The sequence below is a fragment of the Chania multitudinisentens RB-25 genome (assembly GCF_000520015.2).
Taxonomy (GTDB): Bacteria; Pseudomonadota; Gammaproteobacteria; order Enterobacterales; family Enterobacteriaceae; genus Chania; species Chania multitudinisentens.
Genome location: NZ_CP007044.2, coordinates 2,922,072 through 2,947,829 on the forward strand (window position 1 = coordinate 2,922,072; position 25,758 = coordinate 2,947,829).

Below are 25,758 nucleotides of genomic sequence, written 5' to 3' on the forward strand. Positions count from 1 at the left end.
AAATAGAAATTGGCTTTTATTACGCCATTTTCCATTCTGAGCAGAAGGCGTTTGGGTATTGTAAGGATCTTGATATGAATGTAAATGATAATAAATATCATTATCATTAATAAGTGAGGGGTAATTTACTGTGATAAAGGGAAAGGAAATACCTGAACGCCGGAATGTCAGCGTTGCTGGTGCCGGTCATCGTCAGCACGGTGGGTTAGAACCCTAAACGATCCCGCAGTGCGTAGTAGGCCGCACCAAGGGCGGTGAAGGGCACGCGTAAATGACGGCCACCAAAAAAGGGCAAATGTGGCAATTTGGCGAAGGCATCGAAGCGTTCGGCGTTACCGCACAATACTTCGGCAATTAATTTACCGGCCAGATGCGTCAAGGTTACGCCATGGCCACTGTCGCCTTGCAGATAATAGACATTGTTGTCTAACCTGCCGAACTGCGGCATGCGTGACAGGGTTAGCAAGAAATTACCGCTCCAGCAGTAGTCAATGCGCACATCTTTTAGCTGCGGGAATGTCTTCAACATATTGGGCAGGATTTTGGCGGTGATGTTTGCCGTTTCCCATGCGCCATAGTTGACTCCGCCGCCGTACAACAAGCGGTTATCCGCAGTGAGCCGGAAGTAATCCAGCAGGTAATTACAGTCTTCAACGCAGTAATTGCCCGGTAACAGTGCAAGCGCTTGCTCAGGTGGCAATGGCGCGGTGGCGATAATCTGTGAACCGCACGGCATACTCAGGCGGCTGAGGCGCGGTTCCAGCTTATCCCCCAGATAAGCATTGCCTGCCACAATGACAAAATCGGCAGTGACCGAGCCGCGTGCGGTATGCACCGTTGCAGGTTGACCGTAACGGATCTGGGTTGCGGCAGAGTGTTCAAACACCCGCCCGCCGTGGCTCTGCACCGCACCGGCCTCACCCAGAGCCAGATTTAGAGGGTGAAGATGACCACCGCTATGATCCAATAGCCCACCGACGTAACGATCGCTGGCAATTTCGCGCTGAATAGCCTGTTTATCAAGCAATGCCAACGGCGGATTGCCATACCGCTGCCAGAGAGCTTTTCTCTTTGCCAAGGCGCTAAACTGCCGGGAAGTTAGCGCAGCGGAGATGGCCCCAGGGCGATAATCGCAGGCGATGGCGTATTGTTCGATGCGGCTACGGATAATCTCTGCCCCTTCAAACATCATGCTGCCAAGCCAGTGAGTGGTATCAGCGCCGTAGCGGGCTTCGATGGTATCAATATCACGGCTGTAAGAATTGAGCGCCTGCCCACCGTTGCGGCCGCTGGCTCCCCAACCGATAGCGGCGGCTTCAAGCAGTACGACGTCGTAACCGGCTTCAGCCAGATGTAATGCGGAAGAGAGGCCAGAAAAACCACCGCCAATAATGCAGACATCGCAGCGGATAGCCTCTTCCAATGATGGATAAGGAACGTGGGGGTTAGCGCTGGCGGCATAATAGCTGGCAACATATTCCGTCATGGTTCCTCCGTCTGGCGGTATCAGAAGGTGGTCGGTGTGTGCGCGCTGATAATCCGGCAGATGTGTGTTGATGTATTGCTGAAACTGTGGGGCATACCGGTATTGATGGTGTAGCTCTGACCGGCGGTCAGCAGGTAGCTTTGGCCGTTGACCGTCAGCATGATTTCCCCTTCAAGCAGCGTGCCGACTTCTTCACCCTGATGCTTGATCTTGTCGCCGGTGGTGGAACCGGGCTGATAGGTTTCCAGCATCATCGCCAGGTTGCGCGTTGAGCTGCCGTTGTGTACCAGTTTCATGGATACGCCCTGGCTGCCGATTTCAATCAGTTCCTCTGGCTCAATGACCACTTTGGGCACTTCTGGCCGTTCGGGCTCGGCAAAGAATTCAGACAGTGATAATCCATATACTTTTAGCAGTTTCTGTAGCGTACTGATGGCAGGGCTGACTTTATCCTGCTCAATGGTACTGATAGCACTGTGGGTTAATCCTGACAGTTCGGCGACCCTGCGTTGCGACAAACCCAAATGCTGGCGGATCTGTGCCAGGCGCTTGCCTGGTGCCAAGCTGGTTTCGCTCATAGCGGTACTTCCTTCTGATAGTGCGACAGGTTGAGGTAAGACCCAGAACCGGGCCCCTGTCTGAGTGATATCGACACAACATGATATCGGTAGTTGGGCGATCATTGGAAAATATATTGCCCATCTTCATCGCTATTTTGACGGAAAAAATAATGCACATGAAAACGGGAAACAACGCCTTTTCGGTCAATATTTTATCAATTTAGCAGCCCATAGGGAATAATCAAACGTGATTGTAATATTTGCAAAGCAATTATGTTAAGGCTATGTTTCATTTGATGGGTGTTATTTCGAGCGCTAATTCCTGGCGCAGTCTATAGAGAATTCAGACCATGTATTGAATTGATCGGCACGCGAATGCGCAGGCATTCTCAAGAGCACAATGGCGGGTGATGTATGCAAACCAATAGCGCAGCAGTTGAAGATTTTGCACAACATAGTGAAGAAAGGCGAAGTAGCGCGTTCCAACGTGAGGTTGCTCACTATTTGGAACGCCATCCAACTACACAGTATATCGATATCCTTCTCAATGATTTGAATGGTTCCTTCCGCGGTAAACGTATTCCCATCTCCGGGTTGAAAAAAATAGAAAAAGGCTGCTATTTCCCTGCCTCGGTTTTTGCCATGGATATTCTTGGCAACGTGGTGGAGGAGGCTGGCTTGGGCCAGGAATTGGGTGAGCCTGATCGTGTCTGTATACCGGTACTTGGCACTTTGACCCCCTCGGCGGCTGACCCTGAGCATATCGGCCAAGTGTTGCTGACCATGTTGGATGAAGATGGTACTCCCTTTGACGTTGAACCCCGTAATGTCCTGAACCGGATATGGCAGGCGTTACGCCAACGCGGGTTATTCCCGGTGGTAGCGGTAGAGTTGGAGTTTTATCTCATCGATCGACAGCGGGATTCAGAGGGCTATCTGCAACCGCCGTGTGCGCCAGGCACGCAGGAACGTAATGTGCAGAGCCAAGTGTATTCGCTGGATAATCTTAATCATTTTGCTGGTGTATTGAATGATATTGATGCATTGGCACAAATGCAGGGCTTACCTGCCGACGGAGCGGTAGCCGAGGCTTCACCAGGCCAGTTCGAGGTGAACCTCAATCACACCGATAATGTGTTACAGGCCTGCGATCATGCTCTGGCATTGAAACGTTTGGTGCGCCAGGTGGCGGAAAACCACCAGATGCATGCCACTTTTATGGCTAAGCCTTATGAGGATTATGCCGGTAGCGGTATGCATGTGCATATCAGTATGGTAGACAGCGCGGGTAAAAACCTGTTTGCCGAGCCGGATGGCGAAGATTCAGCGTTGCTCAAGCGCGCGCTGGCCGGAATGATCACGCTGATGCCCGCATCGATGGCGCTGTTGGCCCCCAATATCAATGCGTTTCGCCGTTTCCAACCCGGCATGTATGTGCCGACTCAGGCATCCTGGGGGCATAATAATCGCACCGTGGCATTACGTATCCCTTGCAGTGATGTGGATAACCACCGCGTGGAATACCGGGTCGCGGGAGCGGATGCTAATCCTTATCTGGTGGTAGCCGCGATCCTCGCCGGGTTGTTATATGGATTGGAAACGGAACTGCCGTTGCCCGAGCCCGTCACCGGTAATGGTCTTGAGCAGGAAGGGCTGCCATTCCCGATCCGCCAAAGTGATGCATTATACGAATTTGAACATCAGCACGAACTGACTCAGTATCTGGGTGAGCGTTTCTCACAGGTTTACCACACCTGCAAAATGGATGAATTGCTGCAATTTGAACGGTTGGTCACCGAAACCGAGATCGATTGGATGTTGAAAAATGCCTGAGTGATTACTGGTAAGCCTGATTGCGAAAAGAATTTGTGTAAGAAGGTTTCTGCATCTTGTCTTCTGGTGGTCTTCTGGTGCAGAATATGCGCCATGCAAATAACCGACGTTTTAACGCGTCGGTTATTTTTTTGCATTTAGGTTTTACAAACTGTGAGTTTCATACACCAAGCGAGGCCGGACATCGAGCCGGATAGATAAACAGGTTCGTCGCGATCAACCAAAACTTTATGGTCGTGACTCATGAGGATAAGAACGATGGGGCAATTTTTCACTTTAGCACCGGTGCCCGCCGGTTTCCGCTGCGGTCGCAGCGATTATGGAGCAACCAAGGCAGCCTTGCCGCGTTATCCAGCTTCCCTCATCCCCCTTTTAGAATTTAATCGCACGTTGCGAAGTCTCCCCGCAACCTTAAGTCTTAGCGTGTCTCTTATCCGCAAGGCTGAAGGTAAGGGGGGGCTGCGCGATGTCCGATAACATCATCAGCGCCGCACCTGCCGGCCAACGCGTTCAACTGCGTAAAACCCTGACTCTGGTTCCCGTGGTCATGATGGGCCTGGCCTATCTACAGCCGATGACTATCTTTGATACCTTCGGCATTGTCTCCGGTCTGACCGATGGCCACGTTGCAACCGCCTATGCTTTTGCTCTGCTGGCGATCCTGTTTACCGCGCTGAGCTACGGCAAGCTGGTACGTAAGTTCCCGTCGGCCGGTTCCGCCTATACCTATGCACAGAAAGCCATCAGCCCACACGTTGGCTTTATGGTGGGCTGGTCGTCGTTGCTGGACTATCTGTTCATGCCGATGATCAACATTCTGTTGGCGAAAATCTACCTGGAAGCCATCTTCCCCGGTGTGCCTTCATGGATCTTTGTGGCAGCCCTGGTTGCTTTGATGACGATTTTCAACCTGCGCGGCATCAAGCTGGTGGCAAACCTGAACTCCATTATCGTGGTGGTGCAGGTGGCGATCATGATCGTGTTCCTGGGCTTGGTCATTCATGGGATTTCGAACGGCGAAGGGGCGGGTACACTGGTGAGCAGCCGTCCGTTCTGGTCTGATAACGCCCATGTGGTGCCGATGATTACGGGGGCGACTATCCTGTGCTTCTCGTTTCTGGGCTTTGACGGCATCAGTTCACTGTCGGAAGAAACCAAAGATGCAGAGAATGTGATCCCGAAAGCCATTTTCCTGACGGCCTTGATCGGCGGCATTATCTTTATCGTGGTGTCTTACTTCGTACAGTTGTACTTCCCAGATATTTCACGCTTCAAGGATCCTGACGCGTCGCAACCGGAAATTATGCTGTATGTGGCTGGCAAGTTCTTCCAGTCGGTGATTCTGGTGTTCTCCTGTGTAACCGTACTGGCTTCCGGCATGGCGTCACATGCGGGTGTTTCTCGTCTGATGTATGTGATGGGGCGTGACGGCGTATTCCCAGAGCGTTTCTTCGGCTATGTACACCCGAAATGGCGTACTCCGGCGTTGAACGTGCTGTTGGTTGGAGCGATCGCGCTGTCTGCCGTGTCGTTTGATCTGGTGACGGCTACTGCCTTGATCAACTTCGGTGCGCTGGTGGCCTTTACCTTTGTGAATCTGTCAGTTATTTCGCAATTCTACATCCGCGACAAATTGAACCGTACTCTGAAAGATAAGGTTAACTACCTGATTCTGCCGGTGATGGGGGCGTTGACCGTGGGTGCGTTGTGGATCAACCTGGAGTCCAGCTCTATGACGCTGGGCCTGATTTGGGCGGCGATTGGCTTGCTTTACTTGGCCTTTGTCACCCGTAGTTTCCGTTTGCCGGTGCCACAGGCGAGCGAAGATATCGCTTAATGTTTTTGCCCCTTCTCTTTTAAGAGAAGGGGCTGTTTAGTCTACCCTACCAACTGCTTGCCGTAATCAAACAGCGCTTTCAACAAGGCCGTTTTCTCTTGATCCCCCTCATGCAGGTTATACAGGGCTTCCAACTGCAACAGATAGTTTTGTACTCGTTCGGCGTTGAGCATGGCCTGACGGTGCTGTAACCAGCGGCGTTGCTCGGCATCATCCAGCGTGTTTGGGTAGTTGCGTGCGCGATAGCGAAACAGCAACTCTTTCACTCGGCCATCATTGAAGGTTAAATCCAGGGCTGGAAGATTCTGCGGTTTGGTCTGTTGGATAATCTTCATCGCGGCCCGATCGGCATCGCTGAAGAAACCGTCATACAGTTTGGCATCTACATCATCAGCGGGGGTAAAAGGCTCGGCTTCGGCAAACAGCGCGACCACTTTTTCCCGTACTTCTGGGTGTTGCCGCAGTACTTGTAAATTTTGCAGGCAGGCTTGGCGATCAATCCCCAATCGTTCCGCATTTTCCGGTAACAGCGTTTTGGCTGGAGCCAATACCGGGCATTTATTGATATGCACCAGTTTGATTGGCACCGCTGCCTGATTGGCGGCCAATTGATCGCGGCGGGTATAGAGGCGCTCACGCAGTTCATCGGCATTTAACTCCAGCAACGGTGTGATATCACCGGCCAGATCGCACATGATCACCGCGTTTTTGTTGTCTGGGTGCCAGGCCAGCGGAGATACCCAACTGGTGTTGCCACGTGCGGCACCAAACATGCCGGAAACGTGTACTAATGGGGTCATTTCAGCAATGTCGATCAGCGTATTCAGTTTGTGCTTATTGCGGTGCTGCAACAGATAGTCAAACAGCCGTGGCTGTGCCTGTTTAACCAACTTGGCGATGGCGATAGTGGCGTAAACATCGGACATCGCATCGTGTGCATGTTCATGAGCTATATTGTTGGCACGCGTCAGGTGTTCCAGGCGGAAGCTGGGGAAACCGTCGTCATTCTCTGGCCAGTGGATACCGTCAGGGCGAAGTGCATAGCAGGCGCGCATGACATCAAGCAGATCCCAGCGTGAATTGCCGTTTTGCCAACTGTAGGCATAGGGATCGTAGAAGCTGCGATAGAAGATGTTGCGGCTGACTTCATCATCAAAGCGAATATTGTTGTAACCGAGAATACAGGTGCCGGGAACGCTAAAAGCAGCGTGAATTTGCCGGGCAAACTCGGCTTCATTTACCCCTTTAGCCAAGGCTTGTTGCGGAGTAATCCCGGTAATCATGACGGCTTCCGGCTCGGGCAGGTAATCATTAGCCGGAGCACAGTAGCAAACTAGCGGTTCTTCAATGATGTTGAAGTCCATATCGGTGCGTACACCAGCAAATTGCGCAGGGCGATCCATGGACGGGCTTTTGCCGAAGGTTTCGTAATCGTGGATGTAGAATGTTGCCGGTGCCTTGCTGCTCAAAGTCGCATCTCTTCATGATTGGCGTAGATAATATACCCCTATTGTAACGGCGCCATGAACGATGCCAAGCAGTGCTTTACCTTAAAACGGAGAAATACGGGCGATTACGCATTGCGATAATAACTCAGACGTTGGTGAAAGTAGCAGAGCAGATGGGAAGGGATGCGATCTTCAGTGTCTTTCAGATCAAAGGCATGCCCGTAGCGTTCATTATAAATCACGCTCAGTGCCAGCAGGTCGGTATGAATTTTTTCACGTTCTTGCTTGGGCAAACCATCTAACTTTCGCGCCATATTCTTCTCCTTGTTCAATACAATATCATAGGATTATTGGGCGAATTTGTCGCTACCTCGTTTAGGGAGGCAGAGGGCTGCGCAGATGAGTAATATCAACAGATTGGGCGCTGGGTAACCACTGCCCTCGTGTTCACCAGGATGACGATGACCAGAAGACGCGGCCCAGCACTACCAACAGCTCTTTGCGTTGCGGATAGCTGAGCTGTTCATCCTGATACTCTTCCCTATTTAGAGAACGGATAACTACGCCCCCATCGGGCTGTTCAAGCAGGATTTTGACCCGCAGCAGATTGCCATGGCGAATAGCATAGGTTTTTCCTTCACGGATGCGAACATCGGCGGTATTGATGCCAACTACATCGCCGTCCTGCAAGCGGGGTTCCATGCTGGAACCGGAAATGCGGATAATACGTGCGGCATTGATTGGCACGCCCATTTTATGCAGATAGTAACGGCGGAATATCAGTGAAAATTCTTGGTGATCAACGATTTCATAGCAACCATCACCGGCGGAAAAATCGATATCCAATAATGGGATCTCCACAAACTCAGCTTTGTCCTGTTCGATATCTTCCCATACCACTGGCTTGAGCCGGGCGGGCTGAAAATCTGAGTTCGTTGCGGCATCAGCAAAGGGATGTTCCAGGGTTTTCTCATGAAACACATCAAACCAGCCTTTAGGCAGATTCAGCCTGGCTTCAATACGCCTGGCCAGATTGTCGCCCAGGTTGCGGGAAGATTTTTCACCGCTAATCTGGCTGATTGTCGGTGCGGAAGATCCCACCAGAACCGCAAATTCGTTCTGGCTGGTGCCTTTACGGGCATAATGTGCTATCAAATCGCGCAGGTTATTGCGCCTAATATCTTTGGTTTCCATCTGTTGATGGTCTCACTGTTTAGCAAAAAGGTAAATCTTCTTATTACCTAAGTGATTGGGCAGGAAACATCTGTCTACACTCAGTGTGGTACGCAGGCGTTTTCCCTCCGCTAGAATAAAATATTATGGGCATCGTTGGTGATAACAAAATGCGCCTAAACAGGAAAATTTCCTCTTTCGAGTACCTGATATACCGCCATTACCGCATTGTTCACGGTGTACGCATCGGGCTGGCGTTTATCATTACTTTTCTTTTGCTTCGTTTGCTCAAGGTGCCGGAAGGCATTTGGCCACTTATCACGCTGGTGGTGGTCATGGGGCCGATCTCCTTTTGGGGTAACGTGCTGCAACGGGCGCTGCAACGTGTTTCAGGAATGCTGGTTGGCGCAGTTTCTGGCCTTTTCGCGCTTTATCTTGAATTTTACTCGTTGCCACTGATGTTGCTCTGGTGCGGTGTCGTGATGTTTTTTTGCGGCTATCTGACGCTGGGGAAGCGGCCTTTTATGGCACTGTTGATCGGCATTACGCTGGCTGCGATGTGTGGTGCCGGGGTGGATAATATGCCTGCGGCACTGTGGCGTGGTGGTGATGTTATTTTAGGCTCGGTATTGGCACTGTTGTTCAGCAGTATCTATCCGCAGCACGCTTATACGCTTTGGCGTATCCAGATGGCTGATTGTTTGCAATCTGTCGGCCAGATTTATGGGGCTTACCTGTCACCCAATGTGATTGAGCGCCCGCGTCTGGAAACGCGGATGAAAGATTTGCTGGCGCAGGTGGTTAAGCTTCATGGGCTGATTGTGCCTGCCAGCGAAGAAACGCCTATTCCTGAACAGGTTTTTGAGGCAGCTCAAACCCTGAGCCGCAATCTGGTGTGTACGTTAGAGTTATTGGCTGGGGCCTATTGGGCCTCGCGAGAAACCCGTTTTATTATGCTGAACGCCAAAACTTTGCGTAGCGCGCAGTTATTGACACTGCGCTCGATAGAATCGCTGGTAGTGATGCTGCGTGATGGTGAGCAGCAGGGGGATACAGGGGAATTGAAGGAGATCACTGTCGAATTGAAAGCATTAATGCAGGAGGCCAGCGTTGATCAATCCTGTGAGGCACCGATTCGCGGTTATATGTGGTTAAGCATGGAACTGGTGCAACAGTTGGAAGAGTTGAGTGATTTGTGCAAGGTCTGTACGGCCAGGGGGCAGGAATAGGGGTCAGATCATGAAGCAGGCACTTCGGGTTTTGGCTGAAGGGCTAAAGTGGGTAAGATAAAGTAATGAAAGTTGTGTCTGACGGGAACAAACCTGTATCTTGGTGTGATTATGGCTGTCAGCAAATGAATCTGTGTATGACTAAAGCAAGGGTATTAAAGATGGATAATGCAAATAAGCCGAGTTTTCAGGACGTTCTGGAGTTTGTGCGTATATTCCGCCGTAAAAACAAATTACAGCGTGAAATTGTCGACAACGAAAAGAAAGTGCGTGACAACCAGAAGCGTGTGTTGTTGCTCGATAACCTGAGCGAATACATCAAGCCTGGCATGAGTATCGAAGATATTCAGGGCATCATTGCCAACATGCGTAGTGACTATGAAGATCGCGTTGATGATTACATCATCAAAAATGCTGAGCTGTCGAAAGAGCGCCGTGAACTCTCCACCAAGCTGAAAGCGATGGGGGAAGTCAAATAATCCAGCACTGGCAGGAAGTTGGTAAATAACTGCTCATGTATTAAAGGTGATCGTTTAGACGGTCACCGAATTCGATAATAAAACGACTCATTGCCAACCGAGGGTTCTGAGTCGCTATATTCTAAAGAAACAGACGCTCCTGAAAACCGGGGGAGTTCATTGAGCTATACGATACGCTGGGTTGTTAGCTGGTTGAGCGAGCCTGTCCATAATTCTGTGTAACTGCCAGCGTATTAAAGGTGACCGTTTAGACGATCACCGAACTCGATAATAAAACGACTCATCGCCAATCGCCAGTTCTGGATCGGCATACTCCATTTTTTCGACGCCGCCTCGATCGCCAGATAAATAACCTTCCTCACCGAGTCGTCTGTCGGGAACACTTTACGCTTCTTTATCGCCTGCCGGATAACGCTGTTCAGCGATTCTATGGCGTTGGTCGTGTAGATGGCCTTGCGGATATCTGCGGGATAACCGAAGAACGTATTGAGATTTTCCCAGTGACTACGCCAGCTTTTGCTGATTTGCGGGTATTTTTCATCCCACACACCCGCGAATTTATCTAACGCCATCAGGGCTGCCTCCTCAGTCGACGCCTGGTACACCGTTTTCAACCCGCTGGTGACTGCTTTGTAGTCTTTCCACGACACGTATTTCAGACTGTTACGCACCATGTGGATAATGCACCGCTGGATGTGGGTTTGCGGATAGACGCTGTTTATCGCGTCGGGGAAGCCCTTCAGGCCGTCTATACAGGCAATCAGGATGTCTTGAAGGCCTCTATTTTTCAACTCAGTCAGCACATTGAGCCAGAACTTCGCCCCTTCATTCTCGGCCAGCCACATACCCAGCAGCTCTTTTTTACCCTCGGTATTAATCCCCAGAGCCAGGAACACGGCCTTGTTGATGACACTGCCATTATGACGCACCTTCACCAGGATACAGTCAAGATAAACAATGGGGTACAGTGAGTCCAGTGGCCGGTTTTGCCACTCGGTGACCTGTTCTTTAACGGCATCGGTGACTTTGGATATCAACGTGGGTGACACATCAGCATCGTACATCTCTTTAAACGTGGCGACGATTTCCCTCGTGGTCATCCCTTTGGCATATAAAGATAAAATCTGGCTGTCCATCTGGGTGATACGCGTCTGGTTTTTCTTGATTAATTGAGGCTCAAAGGTGTTTTCGCGGTCCCGGGGTGTATTCAGCTCGACCTCGCCATCATCAGTGAGCAGCGTTTTGGACGAGTAACCATTACGGGTATTGGAGCCTGCTTTGGGGGCATTTTTCTCATGGCCGAGGTGCTCGGTCAGTTCAGCATTCAACGCTGTTTCGACGGTGAGCTTGGTCAACATACGAGAGAATGCATTGAGATCGGCTTCGGTTTTGAGGCCTTTGGCCAGTTCGGCAGCAAGTGCCTTAAGTTTCTTTTCGTCCATAATTTGCCTGTCTCCATTGTCAGGAAGAACATATCAAAAACAGGCAATTACACAATTTAAATTACAGTCTCGGTTGAGCTAATATTTTACATTTTAAGGTATGGCTTTAGGTTCATCTTGTAATGTGTTAAATATTTATTTACCCGTGCTATAGAGCCAGATTGGCAGCACGGTTTTTTTAAAACTCAGCGCATCCTACAGGCGTAGTCCAAAACCTTCACTAAAATAATCTCTATCTTATACTCAATCCTATCTCAGAAAAGTACTATGCTTTCCTCGTTTGCGGCAGGTTGTGTTGAAATAAGTTTCGTAGTGATAGCATGTATATTTAATGAAGGGCTTTATAATTAAGGCTACATCGTTCTTGTGGCTTGCAATATCTATTCAACAAGTAGGTAGCTACGGTTTAAAATACATGTTCTGAGAAGCTCGGGGTATCAACAATGTGATTGCTGCCAGGTAGGCTGCTGAAGCTTTCAGTTTGAGTATCAGCATAGTGTCTGCATGGGATGAAAGAACAGACCGTTAATCTTGCAATGAATAGCTCAGGTATTCAGAACTCTGTACGGGTACTGAATATCAGCATTAATGCCTTGGTGCATAGGTGAAAATTTTCGCCGTGATGTGTAACGACTTTTCCTCTGGATAACCTGCTGCTCCTGCCTATCATGTGAACCTGATGATATGTAGTCATCTGTCGGTGACAAGAAGTGCTGCGGTATACATGATAGCCACGCCTTAAGCGTATTATATTAATAGTACAAGCGGGATTGTTTAAAATGAGATTTTTAAATATATCATCATGATGCCATATATTTAAATTTCTTTACAAAATAACCATCTCAATAACATTTGCACCCTATGGCTAAGCTTTTATTTAGGCTTTGCCTGTTAGGACTTATTCGTGTTATCGGGATCGTAACCTCCCACTGAGGTTATTATTAACTGGGGTTGAAATTAATCTTTTTAATTCCTTTTGCAAAGAAAACAGCGTTCATCTGCTCTGTAAGCAGCTGGGTTGTTATGTACTAATGATTCAAGAGTATTAATTGTTAATCAATTGAATCGACATTAAACGGAAAAGATACAGCAAATAATTTGTTGTGCTTTATCTCTAGTAAAACCAAGGAAATATAACCATGAAAGCATTATCTATCAAAACCGGCCTGGCTTCTCTGATCCTGGCAGGCCTGTCAAGCAACGCCTTTGCCTATGATGCACAGATCAACATTACCGGTGAACTGACTGAAAGCACCTGCCTGATTAACGGTGCCAACAGCCCGGCAATCAAAGATGTTACTTTGCCAACGTTGTCCAAGACGGCATTGACCGGTGCTGGTTCTTGGGCTGGCCGTGTTCCAGTTAGCTTCCAGCTGTCTGGTTGTGACGTAAGCACCACGGGCGCAACGGCCACGTTTGAAAACGGCCCAAACATCAGCGCTGATGGCAACATGAAAAATCTGGCTGCTACCAATGCCGCAACCAACGTAGAAGTCCAACTGCTGAATTCAGAAGGCACCGTACTCAATCTGGCATCAGATACCGTCACAACGCCAATCGCTGATGAAGCCGGTACTTTGCAGTTCTTTGTTCAATATTTTTCCAAAGATGGCGGAGCGACTGCCGGTCAGGTGGTTTCACACGTTGAGTTTTCAATGAATTACAACTAATTCCTCTGAGGGATACCTCGGGTATCCCTATTTTTTTAAGGGCTCTAACGCTGTGGTGCCCTTAAAAAATGGAATTTGGTCACTGTTAATTATCCTTTGGCTTCATCAATTTCTCGGAGAAGTATTCATGCTTGCAGGCCTCTTACACGCAGTTGCTCCTCGCCAGTCATATCAGTTGTTTATGACGAGCCTGTTGGCGATGGCGGTAAGTTCGGTGGTTCATGCCACGGGCCAAAACGCTTCGGAACAGGCAGAGTTCGATCCCGGATTTTTTCGTGGGCTCAGTGCTCAAGCTGCTGACCTTTCGCGCTTCAGCAAAGGAAATACTCTGGCTCCAGGTCACTATCGCTTTGATATATATGTCAATGAACTGTGGATTGGCCGTCAGGAGATCGCCGTAACTCTGACCATTCCAGAGGCGGAAGCGGTTTATTGTTTTACCCCTGAACAGGTGCTGCAATGGGGGCTGGATGCCAGCAAACTCCCCGAAGCGGCGCTGGCGCAAAAAGCGTTGAAAAATGACAAGTGCTTTGATACCGAGAAATTTATTCCCGGCTTTAAGTTAAATGCCAATACGGGTGAATTGACGCTGGGCATTACCGTGCCCCAGGCGTTTATTGGTTCACGCCGTGGTGTGGTTGCGCCAGAGCTTTGGGATCATGGTGTCACCGCCTCATTCATTGGCTACAACCTCAATGCTTTCCGCACCAATAACCGAGATGCCAATAATACCACGCAGTATTTTGGCGGTTTTAACAGCGGGATCAATGTAGGTGCCTGGCGGCTTCGTCATAACAGTAGCTATACCCGGACTGACGGTAGCGATAGTTCCAGCCACTATCAATCCATCAGTACCTATGCCCAGCGTTCGATCGCGCCGCTCCGGGCACAGCTTACGGTAGGGCAATATTTCACGCCGAGCGACCAGTTTGACAGCGTGCCTTTTACCGGTGTGCAACTGACCAGTGATACCCGCATGAACCCTGATACTGAGAACGGCTTTGCACCGGTGGTGCGTGGGATCGCCAACTCGAACGCGAAAGTCACCATTCGCCAAGGTAACCATGTGATCCACGAAACCAGCGTGCCACCCGGCCCGTTTGCCATCGACGATCTCCACAGCACTGGTTACTCAGGAGACTTGCTGGTGACGGTAACCGAAGCCGATGGGCAGACCCAGAGTTTTACCGTGGCCTATGCGGCAGTGCCTCAGTTGCTGCGGCCAGGTGTTTCACGTTTTAACCTGTCGGCGGGAAAATACCGCGACAGCATGTTCGACAGTACCTCTCTGTTGCTGGGCACTTGGCAGCAAGGGATATCCAACCTGATGACGGCCTACACGGGCGGCATCATGGCCGAACAATACCAGTCGGTGCAGGGAGGGCTGGCACTGAACACCGGTTTTGGGGCACTGGCGGTGGATATCACGCAATCATGGGCTAAGGGATTGCGGAGCAATACCAGTGGGATCGATGATCATATGCAAGGGCAAAGTTACCGGGCGACCTACAGCAAGTTATTGCCTGAAACACGCACCAACTTTACCTTGGCGGCTTACCGCTTTTCGAGCGATGGCTATCTGAGTTTTGGTGATTTTGCTCGGGCACACAGTACTGAAACACCGGCATTTAGTGAGGCGGATAGCCTGCCCGGTCTGGCGGGCGGTATGCTTGCGTCATCCCGGCCGCGTAACCGCTATCAACTGAACGTCAACCAACCGTTAGCCGAGGGCTACGGTAACCTGTTTTTCAGCGGTTCTGCACAGAACTATTGGAATAACGGCGGGGGCACCAATACCACATTTCAGGCGGGTTATGGTAACAGCTACGGCTGGGGGAACTTTAATGTTGGTATCAGCCGGACCATCGGTTCGACGGGCCAGTCAAATTCGCAGTATCTGGTCAGCGTCAGCATTCCATTCGGCAACCAGCCGCGTGCACCAATACTGACCAGTTCGCTGAACTATCAGGATCGCAAAAATACCACCGTGCAAACCACCTTGAGCGGTACTGCTGGTGAATATAACCAACTGAGCTACAACGCGTTTGGCAGCAATAATCGCGCTGACAGCCACAGTAGCAATTCATGGGGCGGGAATGTGCAGTACAGCTCACCCTATACCGTGATGAGCGCCGGGGCCAGCAGTGGCAACAGTGCTCGGCAGTTGAATCTGGGGCTGAGTGGCAGCGTGGTCGCCCACCCGGGCGGTATCAACCTGACGCAGTATCAGGGGGAAACGATGGCGGTGGTGCAGGCCAAAGGGGCCGAAGGGGCGACCATCAGCAGCAATGTTGGTGCGGCGATCCAGGGGAATGGTTACGGAGTGGTCTCTGGGTTGATGCCGTATCGCCAGAACGACATTGCGCTCGATCCGAAAGGGATATCGCAAAACGTGGAGATCCTTGGCAGTTCCCAGCAGATCGCCCCCAGCGCCGGGGCCATCACGATGCTGAAATACGAGACCGAGACTGGCGCACCGGTGATGTTACAGGCGAGCCGGACAGACGGTAAACCGATCCCGCTGGGTGCCGAGGTATTGGATAGCAAGGGGCAATATCTGGCGATGGTGGGTCAGGGTGACCTGATCTTCGTTCGTGGTTTGGCCCCGCAGGGACGGCTGGTGGTGAAATGGGGGCCGGAGGCCACTCAGCAATGTTCTTTGCAGTACCGTCTGCCGGCTAATATGGACAAATTGCAGGATTATCCGAAAGTTTCTGCAAAGTGCGTGCTGTAATCCCCGTTACTCCGGGCAGCATGGTGCACGAAAAGCCAGGGTAGCCACGGCCGAAAGGCTCGACGGTTGATTAGATGCCGCTATGATTATTGAAAGATACAGACAAGAGCGGTTTCTCTTTTTCTTTTTTTGGACAAGATCAATGATGAACAGATCGCGGATTTTAGCTCTTCTTTTTATTGTACTGTACGGTTGGATATTTCAGGTGCAGGCTAACGTAGTCATTTCTGGCACCAGGCTGATTTATCCGGCTAAAGAGCGGGAAATTACGCTCAAAACGACCAATATGGGTAAAGATCCCTCGATGGTTCAGGTGTGGATCGATCGTGGCGACCCCAATAGCCGGGCCGACACGGCCAATGCCCCATTCCTGGTGACTCCACCGCTGGTGCGTATTGACCCCAACAAAGGGCAAGCATTCCGTATTGTCTTTACCGGTGCCGCGTTGCCTAAAGATCGGGAGTCGATCTTCTGGTTTAACCTGCTTGATGTGCCACCGTTGCCCAAAGATGCAGAAGCCAACGTGATGCAGGTTGCTTATCGTTCGCGTATCAAACTGTTTTACCGGCCTGAAGGGCTGGTGGGTAACCCGGTTAAGGCCGCTGAATCCCTTATCTGGTCACGGGGAGCGCCAGGCAAAAACGGTGTTGAACTACAGGTGCGTAACAACAGCCCATTTTATGTTTCTTTGGCCAATGCCTCCCTGAAAAGTGGCAATACGGTGTTAAAGGATAGCGAGGGGAAAACCCTGGCGCCGTTCAGCACGCAAACTATCACGCTGAAAGGGGCGAATACGCTGCCAGCAGGGCAAGCCAATGTGACTTACAGTTGGGTTAACGACTACGGTGCTGCGGTTGAGCACTCCACGCAACTCACGCCCTGATAAGCAGGCGCATCCCGCGACAGGATCGTAGGCACATAAGGTAGCATTTACGATATGAATACCCATCTGCAGAAGATGATTAATAGCATGAAAACGAAGAAAACATTGCGCGGCAGGCTGCTCGCGCTATCACTGTGCGGCACCGCTTTGTTGCTGTTGGGGGGCTCTCAGGCTTATGCCGCCACTATATGCAACCCGACGCCGCCGATTTCTCTCACTTTCCCTCCGCAGCTCTTTGAAGGCGGGGCCGACGGCCCCACCATCGGTCAGCCTCTCGGCAGTGGCTGGGGAGCCGCTTTGAGCAGCCCCAATTTCTTTAACGGCGATGATTGCCTGATTGAGAAAGGTCTCGTGATGTTTAATGGGGCACAGCCTGTTGGCAACTATACTGAGGATGGTAATACTTACACCATATTTAGCACCAGCGTGCCGAGTATCGGTCTCATTTATGAGATAAAGGCCACGTCGGTAGCAAACTATCTGCCGGTAAGATATCCAGTCACTAACTTCTATCCAGATCCCAGACCATCGCAAACCATGGGGATAGATATTCGTGCCAAACTGATAGTGATTGGGCGTATAACCAGCGGTGTTTACCCTGTTGACTCACAAGCCGGGTCTTATATTTTTGCCAATGGCCCAACGATTAATACGGTCTCCGATTCCAGTGACTTGGTCGTCAACGCAACTACGGTGACGATCAAGGCCAGTACGTGCCAAATGAACAGTGCCACTACTCAGAACGTATTGCTGCCACCGGTCAGCAAAAGCCAGTTCTCCGGCGTAGGGAGCTCGGCAGGTGCCGGAGCTAATTTCGCGTTGACGACGCTCTGCGGCAGCGGTGTCAAACTTTATGCCACGATGACTGATGGTTCCGATCCGGGCAATACCGATAATATTCTCAAACCTGGCGATGGTACTACTGCATTGGGCATTGGGGTTCAGATACTCCGCAACGATTTGCCCATTTCCTTTGGCCCAGATTCAGCCGCTGCGGGGAATACCAACCAGTGGTATATAGGCACTGCGGACGGCGGGGGGAGTGAATCATTTTCCATCCCATTGAAAGCCAGATACATTCAGACAATGCCGGATATGGTGGCTGGCAGCGTGAAGGCCAGAGCTACAGTGACTTTCTCTTATCAGTGATTGGTCGGCTTGATGTGCAGTGCAGCTACCGTTGCCGTTTAACCTGTACTGCTGGTGCTGGCGTACTCGGCATAAATTTGAGCGGCAAACACAATGGCCCACGCCGGGAGTTGATCCACGCATTTATCACGCAGGAATTAGCCGCTGAAGTGCGACAGACGGCATTGCCAGAGAGGCCGGCCCAAGCGACAACTCACTGAATGAACTGCTTTATCGCACAGTAATGAGGTAATCAACCGGGGAGAAAATATTCTCTCCGGTGAGGCTGAAAGAGGGGGATTTGCAGAGCAAATCTGCTTAGACCCGCTACGCTTAGGGTAAACCTATCGATTATTTTTTGGATGCAACGCGGCGGTTTAATCAATGTTGCCGCTGTTTTTGATCAAAAAAACCAGAATCAATCTGATATTCATAGTGTTATAAATAATTTAAGTGCTATCTTTTTCAGAGATGTCATTAATTTTAGTGATATTGCGCTAACTTGATGAATTAGGTATTTCGCTAAAGGATAACAGGTTCTTTTTATGGCAGAACAACAGCTCACCGCATTGTTGACTTTGGACGATACCGTTCATCCACCTCGCGTATCAGCTCGCGGTGATTGGGTGCTTACCCATTACCGCCTGCTGGAATCCAGTGTCCGGCAATTACAGGCCCGTTTGCCCAGCAATGTTGTGTTCGATCTCAGCCAACTGGGGGGCTTGGATACGGCTGGTGCCACGTTACTGGTCAATCTTCTTGGTGATGAACGGGTACTCAACCTCAGCCAGACGGCACCTTCATTGCCTGCTGAACGCCGCGTCTTGTTGGAAACCGTAGGCCGTTCTCTGCAAGGTTTTGAGCTGCCAGCGGCAGAAAAACCACCGGGCCTGTTGGTTGAACTATTAGCCAACATCGGTCAGTCAATGGTGAATTTCTGGCAAAATCTGATCGCGCTGCTGGGGTTTATCGGTCTGACCCTGCAAGCCTTGTTTGGCAGTTTGTTGCGCCCTGCGCGTTGGCGGTTGACATCGTTGGTGGCCAATATTCAGCAAATTGGCCTGAATGCTGTTCCGATCATTATGCTGCTGACTTTCCTGGTTGGCGCTGTCATTGCTTTTTTGGGTTCGACCGTGTTAGCCACCTTCGGGGCCGGTATTTTTACCGTTCATCTGGTGGTGTTCTCCTTTCTGCGTGAATTTGCCGTACTGCTCACCGCGATATTAATGGCTGGCCGCACGGCAAGCGCCTTTACCGCCCAGATTGGCCTGATGCAAGCCAATGAAGAAATCGATGCACTCCAGGTGTTGGGGCTGAACCCGGTTGAAATGCTGGTGTTGCCGCGCGTGCTGGCGTTATTGATCGCGCTGCCGATGTTAACCTTTATCGGCATGATCAGCGGGATTTTTGGTGGTGCGGTGGTGTGCCTTCTGACGCTGGATATTTCGCCGACCATGTTCTTGACCATCATGCAGAGCAGCGGGGGCTTGCAGCATTTTCTGGTAGGGATGAGCAAAGCGCCGGTTTTCGCTTTCCTGATCGCCATTATTGGTTGCCTGGAAGGGTTCAAAGTGACCGGTAGCGCCGCTTCTGTGGGAGCGCATACCACCTCCAGCGTAGTACATTCAATTTTTGTGGTGATCCTGCTTGATGCTGTCGCCGCACTGTTTTTCATGGAGATGGGATGGTGAGCCAAACAGCCCCAGAAGCCATTATTCGCATTCGCAAATTGCGTAACTGTTTTGGTACGCAATGTGTTCACGAAGATCTTGATCTTGATGTGCGGCGCGGTGAGATCCTTGGCGTTGTCGGCGGTTCAGGCACCGGTAAGTCGGTGCTGCTGCGCAGCATCGTTGGCCTGCGGCGCCCCACTGCGGGGCAGATTCATGTTTTCGGCGAAGACTTGATGGCGCTTTCCGGTGCACATCGTTCTACCCTGGAGCGGCGGTTTGGCGTGCTTTTCCAGCGCGGTGCGCTGTTCAGTTCGCAAACCGTCACCGAAAACGTCGCGCTGCCGCTGATTGAATATGCCGGGTTATCACGTAGCGATGCGGAACAACTGGCGCAGGTAAAGCTGGCATTGGCCGGGCTGCCGCCCAACGCTGGCAATAAATACCCGGCATCACTTTCTGGTGGCATGGTGAAACGTGCGGCGTTGGCCAGAGCGCTGGCGCTGGACCCCGATATCCTGTTTCTGGATGAACCTACAGCGGGGCTGGACCCTATCGGGGCGGCGGCCTTTGACAGTTTGATCCGTACACTGCGCGACGCTCTGGGGCTGACCGTGTTTCTGGTCACCCACGATCTGGATACCCTTTATACGATCTGTGACCGGGTTGCCGTGCTCTCGCAGAAGAAGGTATTGGTAGTTGATACGTTGGATGTGGTGGCTTCCACCGATGATGCCTGGATTCAAGAATATTTCCATGGTCCGCGAGGGCGGGCTGCGCAACAGGCCGTAACGAATATACGAGAGAGGCAATAAGAAATGGAAACCCGTGCTCACCATGTACTCATTGGTCTGTTTACTCTCATTGTCTTCAGTGGCGTGTTGTTGTTCAGCCTGTGGCTGACCAAGGCTGGCAGCGACCGCCAATTCAAACTGTACGACATTGTGTTCAACGAAGCCGTCAGCGGCCTTTCACAAGGCAGCTCGGTGAATTACAGCGGAATTCGTGTAGGGGAGGTGGTGCAACTGCGTTTGGATAAAGAGGTACCGAGCAAAGTCTGGGCGCGCATCCGGGTGGCGGCTTCCGCACCTATCCGTCAGGATACGCAGGCCCGCTTGGCCGTTGCCGGCATAACCGGTTCTTCTAATATCCAGCTCAGCAGCGGTTCTGAAGTCAGCCCGCTACTGGAAGGCAAGGATGGTGAAATTCCGGTGATCATTGCGACACCATCACCACTGAGCCAATTGCTCACCAATGGTGAAGATCTGGTCACCAATATCAATGAAGTGCTGATGCGCCTCAATCAGGTGCTGACGCCGAGCAATCAACAGCGTTTAGCCAGCACGCTGGATAATCTGGAGAAGATCACCAGTACCGTGGCCGGGGAACGTGAAGATATCCGCACGGTAATACAACAATTGGCGTTGCTCACCAAACAGGGTAATGACACCTTGGCACAAACCAATCGTCTGGTGCGCAATGCCAACGGCCTGCTTGACGGGCAGGGCAAAGTGCTGGTCAGCAATGCGGCAAAAACCATGGCATCGCTGGAGCAAACCAGCGCGTTGCTGAATAAGTTAATCAGTGAAAACCAAAGTTCGCTGAGTAATGGGATGCAGGGGTTCAACGACCTCGGTCCGGCGGTTGATGAATTGCGTAGAACGCTGGTGGCATTGCGCAGTGCCGTGGGCCGCCTGGAAGAAAACCCGTCAGCCTTGCTTAGAGGCCGTGAACGTACCAAGGAGTTTACACCACAATGACCGACTTCAGAGTTATCTATGCCCGCTACCGCCGCAATGCCTTACGGCTGCTAGCCCTGATACTGTTTATCCCGCTGGCGGCCTGTACGATTTTGCCAGAAAGCCCGATCTTACAGGCCTATCTGTTGCCAGCTCAACCTGGTATGGCCTCTGGCAATGGGCAAATGTTTAATCAGTCGCTGCGTGTGGTGCAGCCCACCACCAACCAGTTCCTGAACAGTTCACGTATTGCCGTTCAACCACAGGGGGCGGAGATTACCTCCTTTTCTGGTTCACGCTGGAGCGAACCAGTACCGACATTGGTGCGTAACCGTCTGATACAGGAATTCCGTACCGATGGCCGTTTCAGTGCGGTGAGCAGTGATGAAGATAATTTGCAGGCTGATATTGAACTGAACGGTGATTTGGCCTCGTTCCAAGGGGTATATAACGGCGAAGTCGGTGAAGTGGTGATACGTTTTGATGCACGTTTGGTAAACACTGCGGATCGTCGGGTTATTACCAGCCGCAGCTTTGACGTGCGGCAGCCGATCGATGGCCGATCGATGGATAAAGTGGTCCAGGCATTCGGCTTAGCCAGTGATAAACTTGCTGCACAGATGCTGACTTGGACATTCCAACAAAGAGCCGAATCGCCCCTAAGATAACAAACAGAAAGCCCGCTCATTCCAATCACGGAGCGGGCTTTTTAAATATCTCTCTAGATCAGTGATAATCCTCAAGCGCTTATAGCTTATTTATTTTCATCTATCGGCTGAAAATTCAACCTTTGTCAGGCTTTTTGGTTAATACAATAATGATCTCACTGTAGCAAAATAAGTGCTACGGATGATTTTAACTTAACCATTAAGGCACATATCATGCAACTGCAACAAATACATACTCAACCCGATCCTTATGCTCCGTTCTTGCTCTCGCAGGCGATTCAACTGGGTAACCTGGTCTTCGTTTCTGGCCAGGCCGCAGTTGGTGATGAGGGTGAGATTGTCGGCAAAGGGGATTTTGACCGCCAGGCTGAACAGGCTTTTAAAAATCTTGATCGGGTGCTTCAGGCCGCAGGCTCCAGCTTGCACCATGTGGCTAAGGTCACGATCTTTCTGACATCAATGGATAACTTCGCCAAGGTTGTTGAATTGAGACGCAAGTGGTTTTCCGCCCCCTATCCGGCCGACACTATCGTTGAGATTTCAGGGCTGTATTCACCTGATGCGATGATAGAGATAGAAGCGATCGCCTTGGTACCAGGAGCGGCCTCATGACCTTGCAGGTGGGCTCTTTGCCAAGCGCTAGCGCCCCGTTGTTGACCACGGCAAACATTAACGGGCTGCGGTTACCCAACCGGATGGTGGTGGCTCCGATGACGCGCATCAGTGCCTCGCCGGATGGCCAAGCCACTGACGCGATGGTGCGTTACTATGAGCGGTTCGCCAAAGGCGGATTTGGGCTGATCGTCACCGAGGGGATCTACACTGACCAAGCCTATTCTCAGGGGTATGCGAATCAACCGGGCTTGAGTGATGTCGAACAGGCTCGCGCCTGGCGCCCGGTGGTACAAGCAATCCAGGCGGCGGGTGGCCGTGTCGTGGCACAACTGATGCACGCGGGGGCACTTTCCCAAGCAAACCGTTTTCGGGACCATACCGTAGGGCCTTCTGCTATTCGTCCTAAGGGCAAGCAAATGGCTTTATACCGTGGTGACGGTGAATACCCGGTGCCGCGCGAGATGACAGAGGCGGAGATTACCGAGGCTATTGGAGGATTTAGCCGGGCGGCTTTGCTTGCGATGGAAGTGGCGGGCTTTGATGGCGTGGAGATCCACGGTGCCAATGGGTATTTGCTTGATCAATTCTTCACGGATTATACCAACGCGCGCAATGATGGCTGGGGTGGAGCGATCGCACAGCGCCTCCGTATAACGACCGAGGTAATTCGGGCAGTGCGGCAGGTTTTAGGGGCAGCGGTTCCCGTGGGGGTACGCATTTCCCAGGGGAAAGTGAACGACTTCTTCCATAAGTGGCAGGAAGCTGAACAGGGTGCTGCGGATGTATTCAGGGTTTTGGCGGAATCAAGCGTAGATTACATTCACATCACCGAGTTTGAGGCCTGGCGGCCTGCCTTTGCTGATGGCGGGGCGAGCCTTGTTCAACTTGCGCGTATTCATGCGCCTGATGTGACTATTATCGCCAATGGCAGCCTGCATGCTGCGGAGCAGGCCACGGCTGCGCTTGCAGATGGGGCAGATCTGATTGCCTTGGGGCGGGGAGCTTTGTCAAACCCCGATTGGCCTTTACGGTTGCAGGCGGGCCAGCCTTTGGCTGAGTTCAATCCTGCATTGTTATCGCCTTTGGGCGACATCAAGCCAGAAGAACAACGGGGCTGATTTGCGCTGCCCATGGCTATACAAGGCTGGAAGCCAACCCTCGCCAAGGAATGGCAAAAGGTGAACTTAACTGATCCTGAATTCTGATTTCAACCAATCACGTAGCAGTTGGGTGGCGGGCCGTTCAGCGGCCCGTTCGCTGTAGACCAGATCATAGCGAAAGCTGGGGAGCGTCAATGAGAACGGTTGGATCAAGACACCAGAGGCTAACTCTTCGGCCACTAACGTCAGGCTGAGAAGCCCCACGCCTTGACCGGCAATCGTGGCATGAATCGCATGAATTTCGTCGGTGAATGAAAGCCCTGCCTGAGCATCGATTCCTTTGAGATGCGCACGCTCAAACCAATGCCGCCAGACACAAGCACGTTCGTCGTCGCGCACTTGCGCACCCCATTCGAAATGTATCAAGACTGAGGTACGCAGATCTTGCTCACTCAACAGTTTCAGATTGGGGCTGCAAACAGGGGCAAAGCGATCTTCAAATAAAGGCTCAACCACCAGGCCGGGATAATACCCATTGCCATAGCGCACGGCGGTATCCGCCTCTACATCCAGATCAAACACATCATCAGAGGCATCTAAACGCAGGCTCCAGTGCGGATGTAAAGCACGAAATGCCCCGGCACGCGGTGCGAGCCGTTTTGCCGTAAAGGCGACCGTAGAAGTCAGAGTGGCAACATTGGGGGCGGTTCTTCTCTGCACGGTAGCAATCGCTCGTTCGAATGTATCGAACCCTTCTTCAATCGACGGCAGCAGCAAGTGCCCGGCGGCCGTCAGGCTCACACGGCGCGTGTGTCTTTCAAACAGATCTACCTTGAGGTAACTCTCCAATTGGCGGATCTGATGGCTGATAGCCGTAGGGGTCACATGCAGCTCTTTGGCGGCGAGTTTGAAGCTCAGGCGCCGTGCAGCAGCTTCAAATGCCCGTAGCGTACCGAGGGGAGGGAGTTTTCTCATCTTTACAGGTAAATTAAATTCATCATTGATGAAAAGGATAGCGTTTCAGCGGCGGATTTCAATCATTGCTATAGGCTTTCAGCATATTCGCTGATAAGCAAGGCATGAATTAAAATCATCCATGCCTTTTGTAATAGATTCCCTCACTCTCAACGCAGCCAGTGGAATCTAGCATTCCATGAATTTTGGCAGTTCCTGTACCAAAGCATCGATTGTTACTCGAAGTTTCGATGGCATTTGAGGGGATTGTAACCATAGCGCGAAGACATCGTAGGGATAGGCTGGTTCATCTGGCAACAGGCGGATAAGCGCCCCTGATCGGAGTGGTTCACGCACCAGCCAGCTTGGTAACCAGGCTAGCCCCCGGCCTGCAACCGCAGCGTCGGCAATGGCGTTAAGATCGTCAAACCTGAAACGGTATGGCGGCATAATTTCTGTGGGCGGCTGATCCACTTGAGGAAACAGCCAGGGTTGAACGTGCCCCTGACGCCGGTAAAACACCGCCTGATGTGCTGCCAAATCTGCAATGTTCTGCGGCCGGCCATGCGCTGCGAGATAGGCTGGCGAAGCACATACCACCATGTGCTGCCGGGCGACACGGCGGGCGGCAAGGTCGCTGCGGTCTTTTAAGGTTCCTGTGCGGATCGCCAGATCCAGCCCATCGTCAGCAAGATCGACAAAGCGATCGTTAAAAGAAAGATCCAGCTCCAGTTTTGGGTAGCGTTCTACAAGCTGCCAAAGAACAGGCACAACGCAGTGCCGGCCAAAATGCACGGGCATCGTCACCCGCAGGCGGCCTGCTGGCTCGCCTAACTGATTCGTTATCAGCGCATCAGCGGCTTCGACTTCCGCTAAAACAACGCAGCACCGCTCATAGTAGGCACGGCCAACATCGGTCAGGCTCTGGCGCCGTGTGGTTCTGTTCAGCAATCTGGCACCCAGATGTTGTTCCAGTGCCCGGATGTGTTTGCCCACCATGGGGCTGGACAGCTCAAGGGCTACCGCAGCGGCGGCAAATGACCCCAAATCTACCGCCTTGATGAACACTGCCATACTGGTCAACCGATCCATATTAAAAACTCTTGGTTT

At 51.5% G+C, this 25,758-nt stretch carries 23 protein-coding genes; 15 read left to right on the plus strand and 8 right to left on the minus strand.

Annotated features, from left to right (window positions below; genetic code table 11):
- Positions 1-205: 205 nt before the first annotated feature.
- On the minus strand, positions 206-1,486 hold the full coding sequence (locus tag Z042_RS12805; protein WP_024911340.1) for an NAD(P)/FAD-dependent oxidoreductase: 1,281 nt from the start codon (positions 1,484-1,486) through the stop codon (positions 206-208).
- A 20-nt stretch (positions 1,487-1,506) separates the two neighbouring features.
- Positions 1,507-2,064, minus strand: a complete 558-nt coding sequence (puuR, locus tag Z042_RS12810) for an HTH-type transcriptional regulator PuuR (protein ID WP_024911339.1) — start codon at positions 2,062-2,064, stop codon at positions 1,507-1,509.
- Between the two features lie 396 nt (positions 2,065-2,460).
- Here puuR and Z042_RS12815 point away from each other — a divergent pair, with 396 nt between their 5' ends.
- Both Z042_RS12815 and Z042_RS12820 read left to right on the plus strand, forming a co-directional pair.
- Entirely contained in the window at positions 2,461-3,879 is a 1,419-nt protein-coding gene (locus Z042_RS12815; protein WP_024911338.1) for a glutamine synthetase family protein, read from the plus strand.
- Positions 3,880-4,345: 466 nt separating this feature from the next.
- Positions 4,346-5,716 (plus strand): APC family permease, encoded by a 1,371-nt coding sequence (locus Z042_RS12820; protein WP_024911337.1) that lies wholly within the window; start codon positions 4,346-4,348, stop codon positions 5,714-5,716.
- Positions 5,717-5,757: 41 nt separating this feature from the next.
- Here Z042_RS12820 and sbcB read toward each other — a convergent pair whose 3' ends face one another.
- From sbcB to Z042_RS12835, 3 genes are all read right to left on the minus strand, one after another.
- On the minus strand, positions 5,758-7,185 hold the full coding sequence (gene sbcB, locus Z042_RS12825; protein ID WP_024911336.1) for an exodeoxyribonuclease I: 1,428 nt from the start codon (positions 7,183-7,185) through the stop codon (positions 5,758-5,760).
- Between the two features lie 104 nt (positions 7,186-7,289).
- Positions 7,290-7,478, minus strand: coding sequence for a DNA polymerase III subunit theta (locus tag Z042_RS12830; RefSeq protein ID WP_024911335.1), 189 nt, complete (start codon positions 7,476-7,478; stop codon positions 7,290-7,292).
- 133 nt (positions 7,479-7,611) lie between these two features.
- Positions 7,612-8,358 (minus strand): LexA family transcriptional regulator, encoded by a 747-nt coding sequence (locus Z042_RS12835; protein ID WP_024911334.1) that lies wholly within the window; start codon positions 8,356-8,358, stop codon positions 7,612-7,614.
- Positions 8,359-8,507: 149 nt separating this feature from the next.
- Between Z042_RS12835 and Z042_RS12840 the strand changes: the two genes are divergently transcribed.
- On the plus strand, positions 8,508-9,566 hold the full coding sequence (locus Z042_RS12840; RefSeq protein ID WP_024911333.1) for an FUSC family protein: 1,059 nt from the start codon (positions 8,508-8,510) through the stop codon (positions 9,564-9,566).
- Positions 9,567-9,727: 161 nt separating this feature from the next.
- Positions 9,728-10,045, plus strand: coding sequence for a PTS system regulator TmaR (gene tmaR / locus Z042_RS12845; RefSeq protein WP_024911332.1), 318 nt, complete (start codon positions 9,728-9,730; stop codon positions 10,043-10,045).
- A 233-nt stretch (positions 10,046-10,278) separates the two neighbouring features.
- Here tmaR and Z042_RS12850 read toward each other — a convergent pair whose 3' ends face one another.
- Positions 10,279-11,487, minus strand: coding sequence for an IS256 family transposase (locus Z042_RS12850; protein WP_025297165.1), 1,209 nt, complete (start codon positions 11,485-11,487; stop codon positions 10,279-10,281).
- A 536-nt stretch (positions 11,488-12,023) separates the two neighbouring features.
- On the opposite strand from Z042_RS12850, the gene Z042_RS26870 reads away from it, so the two are divergent.
- The 11 genes from Z042_RS26870 (at position 12,024) to Z042_RS12900 (ending at position 23,712) form a co-directional block, all read left to right on the plus strand.
- Positions 12,024-12,095, plus strand: coding sequence for a hypothetical protein (locus Z042_RS26870; RefSeq protein ID WP_417903539.1), 72 nt, complete (start codon positions 12,024-12,026; stop codon positions 12,093-12,095).
- Positions 12,096-12,626: 531 nt separating this feature from the next.
- Positions 12,627-13,157 carry a fimbrial protein gene (locus tag Z042_RS12855; protein ID WP_024914172.1) on the plus strand — a complete coding sequence of 177 codons (531 nt, stop codon included), beginning with the start codon at positions 12,627-12,629 and terminating at the stop codon, positions 13,155-13,157.
- 127 nt (positions 13,158-13,284) lie between these two features.
- The gene (locus tag Z042_RS12860) at positions 13,285-15,891 is read left to right on the plus strand and encodes a fimbria/pilus outer membrane usher protein (protein ID WP_236849185.1); all 2,607 of its coding nucleotides are present in this window, start codon (positions 13,285-13,287) and stop codon (positions 15,889-15,891) included.
- A 142-nt stretch (positions 15,892-16,033) separates the two neighbouring features.
- Entirely contained in the window at positions 16,034-16,774 is a 741-nt protein-coding gene (locus Z042_RS12865; protein ID WP_024914174.1) for a fimbrial biogenesis chaperone, read from the plus strand.
- Positions 16,775-16,861: 87 nt separating this feature from the next.
- Entirely contained in the window at positions 16,862-17,923 is a 1,062-nt protein-coding gene (locus tag Z042_RS24555; protein ID WP_162149760.1) for a fimbrial protein, read from the plus strand.
- 524 nt (positions 17,924-18,447) lie between these two features.
- Complete coding sequence (locus tag Z042_RS12875) at positions 18,448-19,593, plus strand: MlaE family ABC transporter permease (protein WP_024914176.1); 1,146 nt, start codon at positions 18,448-18,450, stop codon at positions 19,591-19,593.
- The gene (locus Z042_RS12880; RefSeq protein WP_024914177.1) at positions 19,587-20,387 is read left to right on the plus strand and encodes an ABC transporter ATP-binding protein; all 801 of its coding nucleotides are present in this window, start codon (positions 19,587-19,589) and stop codon (positions 20,385-20,387) included. The genes Z042_RS12875 and Z042_RS12880 overlap by 7 nt, the downstream gene beginning before the upstream one ends.
- Before the next feature lie 3 nt (positions 20,388-20,390).
- Entirely contained in the window at positions 20,391-21,332 is a 942-nt protein-coding gene (locus Z042_RS12885) for an MlaD family protein (protein WP_024914178.1), read from the plus strand.
- Positions 21,329-21,979, plus strand: coding sequence for an ABC-type transport auxiliary lipoprotein family protein (locus tag Z042_RS12890; protein ID WP_024914179.1), 651 nt, complete (start codon positions 21,329-21,331; stop codon positions 21,977-21,979). Before Z042_RS12885 ends, Z042_RS12890 begins: the two co-directional genes overlap by 4 nt.
- A 213-nt stretch (positions 21,980-22,192) precedes the next feature.
- Positions 22,193-22,591, plus strand: coding sequence for a RidA family protein (locus tag Z042_RS12895; protein WP_024914180.1), 399 nt, complete (start codon positions 22,193-22,195; stop codon positions 22,589-22,591).
- Positions 22,588-23,712, plus strand: coding sequence for an oxidoreductase (locus Z042_RS12900; RefSeq protein ID WP_045784789.1), 1,125 nt, complete (start codon positions 22,588-22,590; stop codon positions 23,710-23,712). The genes Z042_RS12895 and Z042_RS12900 overlap by 4 nt, the downstream gene beginning before the upstream one ends.
- A 66-nt stretch (positions 23,713-23,778) precedes the next feature.
- Here the strand turns inward: Z042_RS12900 and Z042_RS12905 are convergent, their stop codons facing one another.
- Complete coding sequence (locus tag Z042_RS12905; protein ID WP_024914182.1) at positions 23,779-24,669, minus strand: LysR substrate-binding domain-containing protein; 891 nt, start codon at positions 24,667-24,669, stop codon at positions 23,779-23,781.
- 168 nt (positions 24,670-24,837) lie between these two features.
- Entirely contained in the window at positions 24,838-25,740 is a 903-nt protein-coding gene (locus tag Z042_RS12910) for a LysR family transcriptional regulator (RefSeq protein WP_024914183.1), read from the minus strand.
- Positions 25,741-25,758: the final 18 nt, after the last annotated feature.

Coding starts and splice junctions, on each gene's coding strand:
- Z042_RS12805 (WP_024911340.1), bottom strand. CDS start 1,486: ATGACGGAATATGTTGCCAGCTATTATGCCGCCAGCGCTAACCCCCAC.
- puuR (WP_024911339.1), bottom strand. CDS start 2,064: ATGAGCGAAACCAGCTTGGCACCAGGCAAGCGCCTGGCACAGATCCGC.
- Z042_RS12815 (WP_024911338.1), top strand. CDS start 2,461: ATGCAAACCAATAGCGCAGCAGTTGAAGATTTTGCACAACATAGTGAA.
- Z042_RS12820 (WP_024911337.1), top strand. CDS start 4,346: ATGTCCGATAACATCATCAGCGCCGCACCTGCCGGCCAACGCGTTCAA.
- Z042_RS12830 (WP_024911335.1), bottom strand. CDS start 7,478: ATGGCGCGAAAGTTAGATGGTTTGCCCAAGCAAGAACGTGAAAAAATT.
- Z042_RS12835 (WP_024911334.1), bottom strand. CDS start 8,358: ATGGAAACCAAAGATATTAGGCGCAATAACCTGCGCGATTTGATAGCA.
- Z042_RS12840 (WP_024911333.1), top strand. CDS start 8,508: ATGCGCCTAAACAGGAAAATTTCCTCTTTCGAGTACCTGATATACCGC.
- tmaR (WP_024911332.1), top strand. CDS start 9,728: ATGGATAATGCAAATAAGCCGAGTTTTCAGGACGTTCTGGAGTTTGTG.
- Z042_RS12850 (WP_025297165.1), bottom strand. CDS start 11,487: ATGGACGAAAAGAAACTTAAGGCACTTGCTGCCGAACTGGCCAAAGGC.
- Z042_RS12855 (WP_024914172.1), top strand. CDS start 12,627: ATGAAAGCATTATCTATCAAAACCGGCCTGGCTTCTCTGATCCTGGCA.
- Z042_RS12860 (WP_236849185.1), top strand. CDS start 13,285: ATGCTTGCAGGCCTCTTACACGCAGTTGCTCCTCGCCAGTCATATCAG.
- Z042_RS12865 (WP_024914174.1), top strand. CDS start 16,034: ATGATGAACAGATCGCGGATTTTAGCTCTTCTTTTTATTGTACTGTAC.
- Z042_RS24555 (WP_162149760.1), top strand. CDS start 16,862: ATGAAAACGAAGAAAACATTGCGCGGCAGGCTGCTCGCGCTATCACTG.
- Z042_RS12875 (WP_024914176.1), top strand. CDS start 18,448: ATGGCAGAACAACAGCTCACCGCATTGTTGACTTTGGACGATACCGTT.
- Z042_RS12880 (WP_024914177.1), top strand. CDS start 19,587: ATGGTGAGCCAAACAGCCCCAGAAGCCATTATTCGCATTCGCAAATTG.
- Z042_RS12885 (WP_024914178.1), top strand. CDS start 20,391: ATGGAAACCCGTGCTCACCATGTACTCATTGGTCTGTTTACTCTCATT.
- Z042_RS12890 (WP_024914179.1), top strand. CDS start 21,329: ATGACCGACTTCAGAGTTATCTATGCCCGCTACCGCCGCAATGCCTTA.
- Z042_RS12895 (WP_024914180.1), top strand. CDS start 22,193: ATGCAACTGCAACAAATACATACTCAACCCGATCCTTATGCTCCGTTC.
- Z042_RS12900 (WP_045784789.1), top strand. CDS start 22,588: ATGACCTTGCAGGTGGGCTCTTTGCCAAGCGCTAGCGCCCCGTTGTTG.
- Z042_RS12905 (WP_024914182.1), bottom strand. CDS start 24,669: ATGAGAAAACTCCCTCCCCTCGGTACGCTACGGGCATTTGAAGCTGCT.
- Z042_RS12910 (WP_024914183.1), bottom strand. CDS start 25,740: ATGGATCGGTTGACCAGTATGGCAGTGTTCATCAAGGCGGTAGATTTG.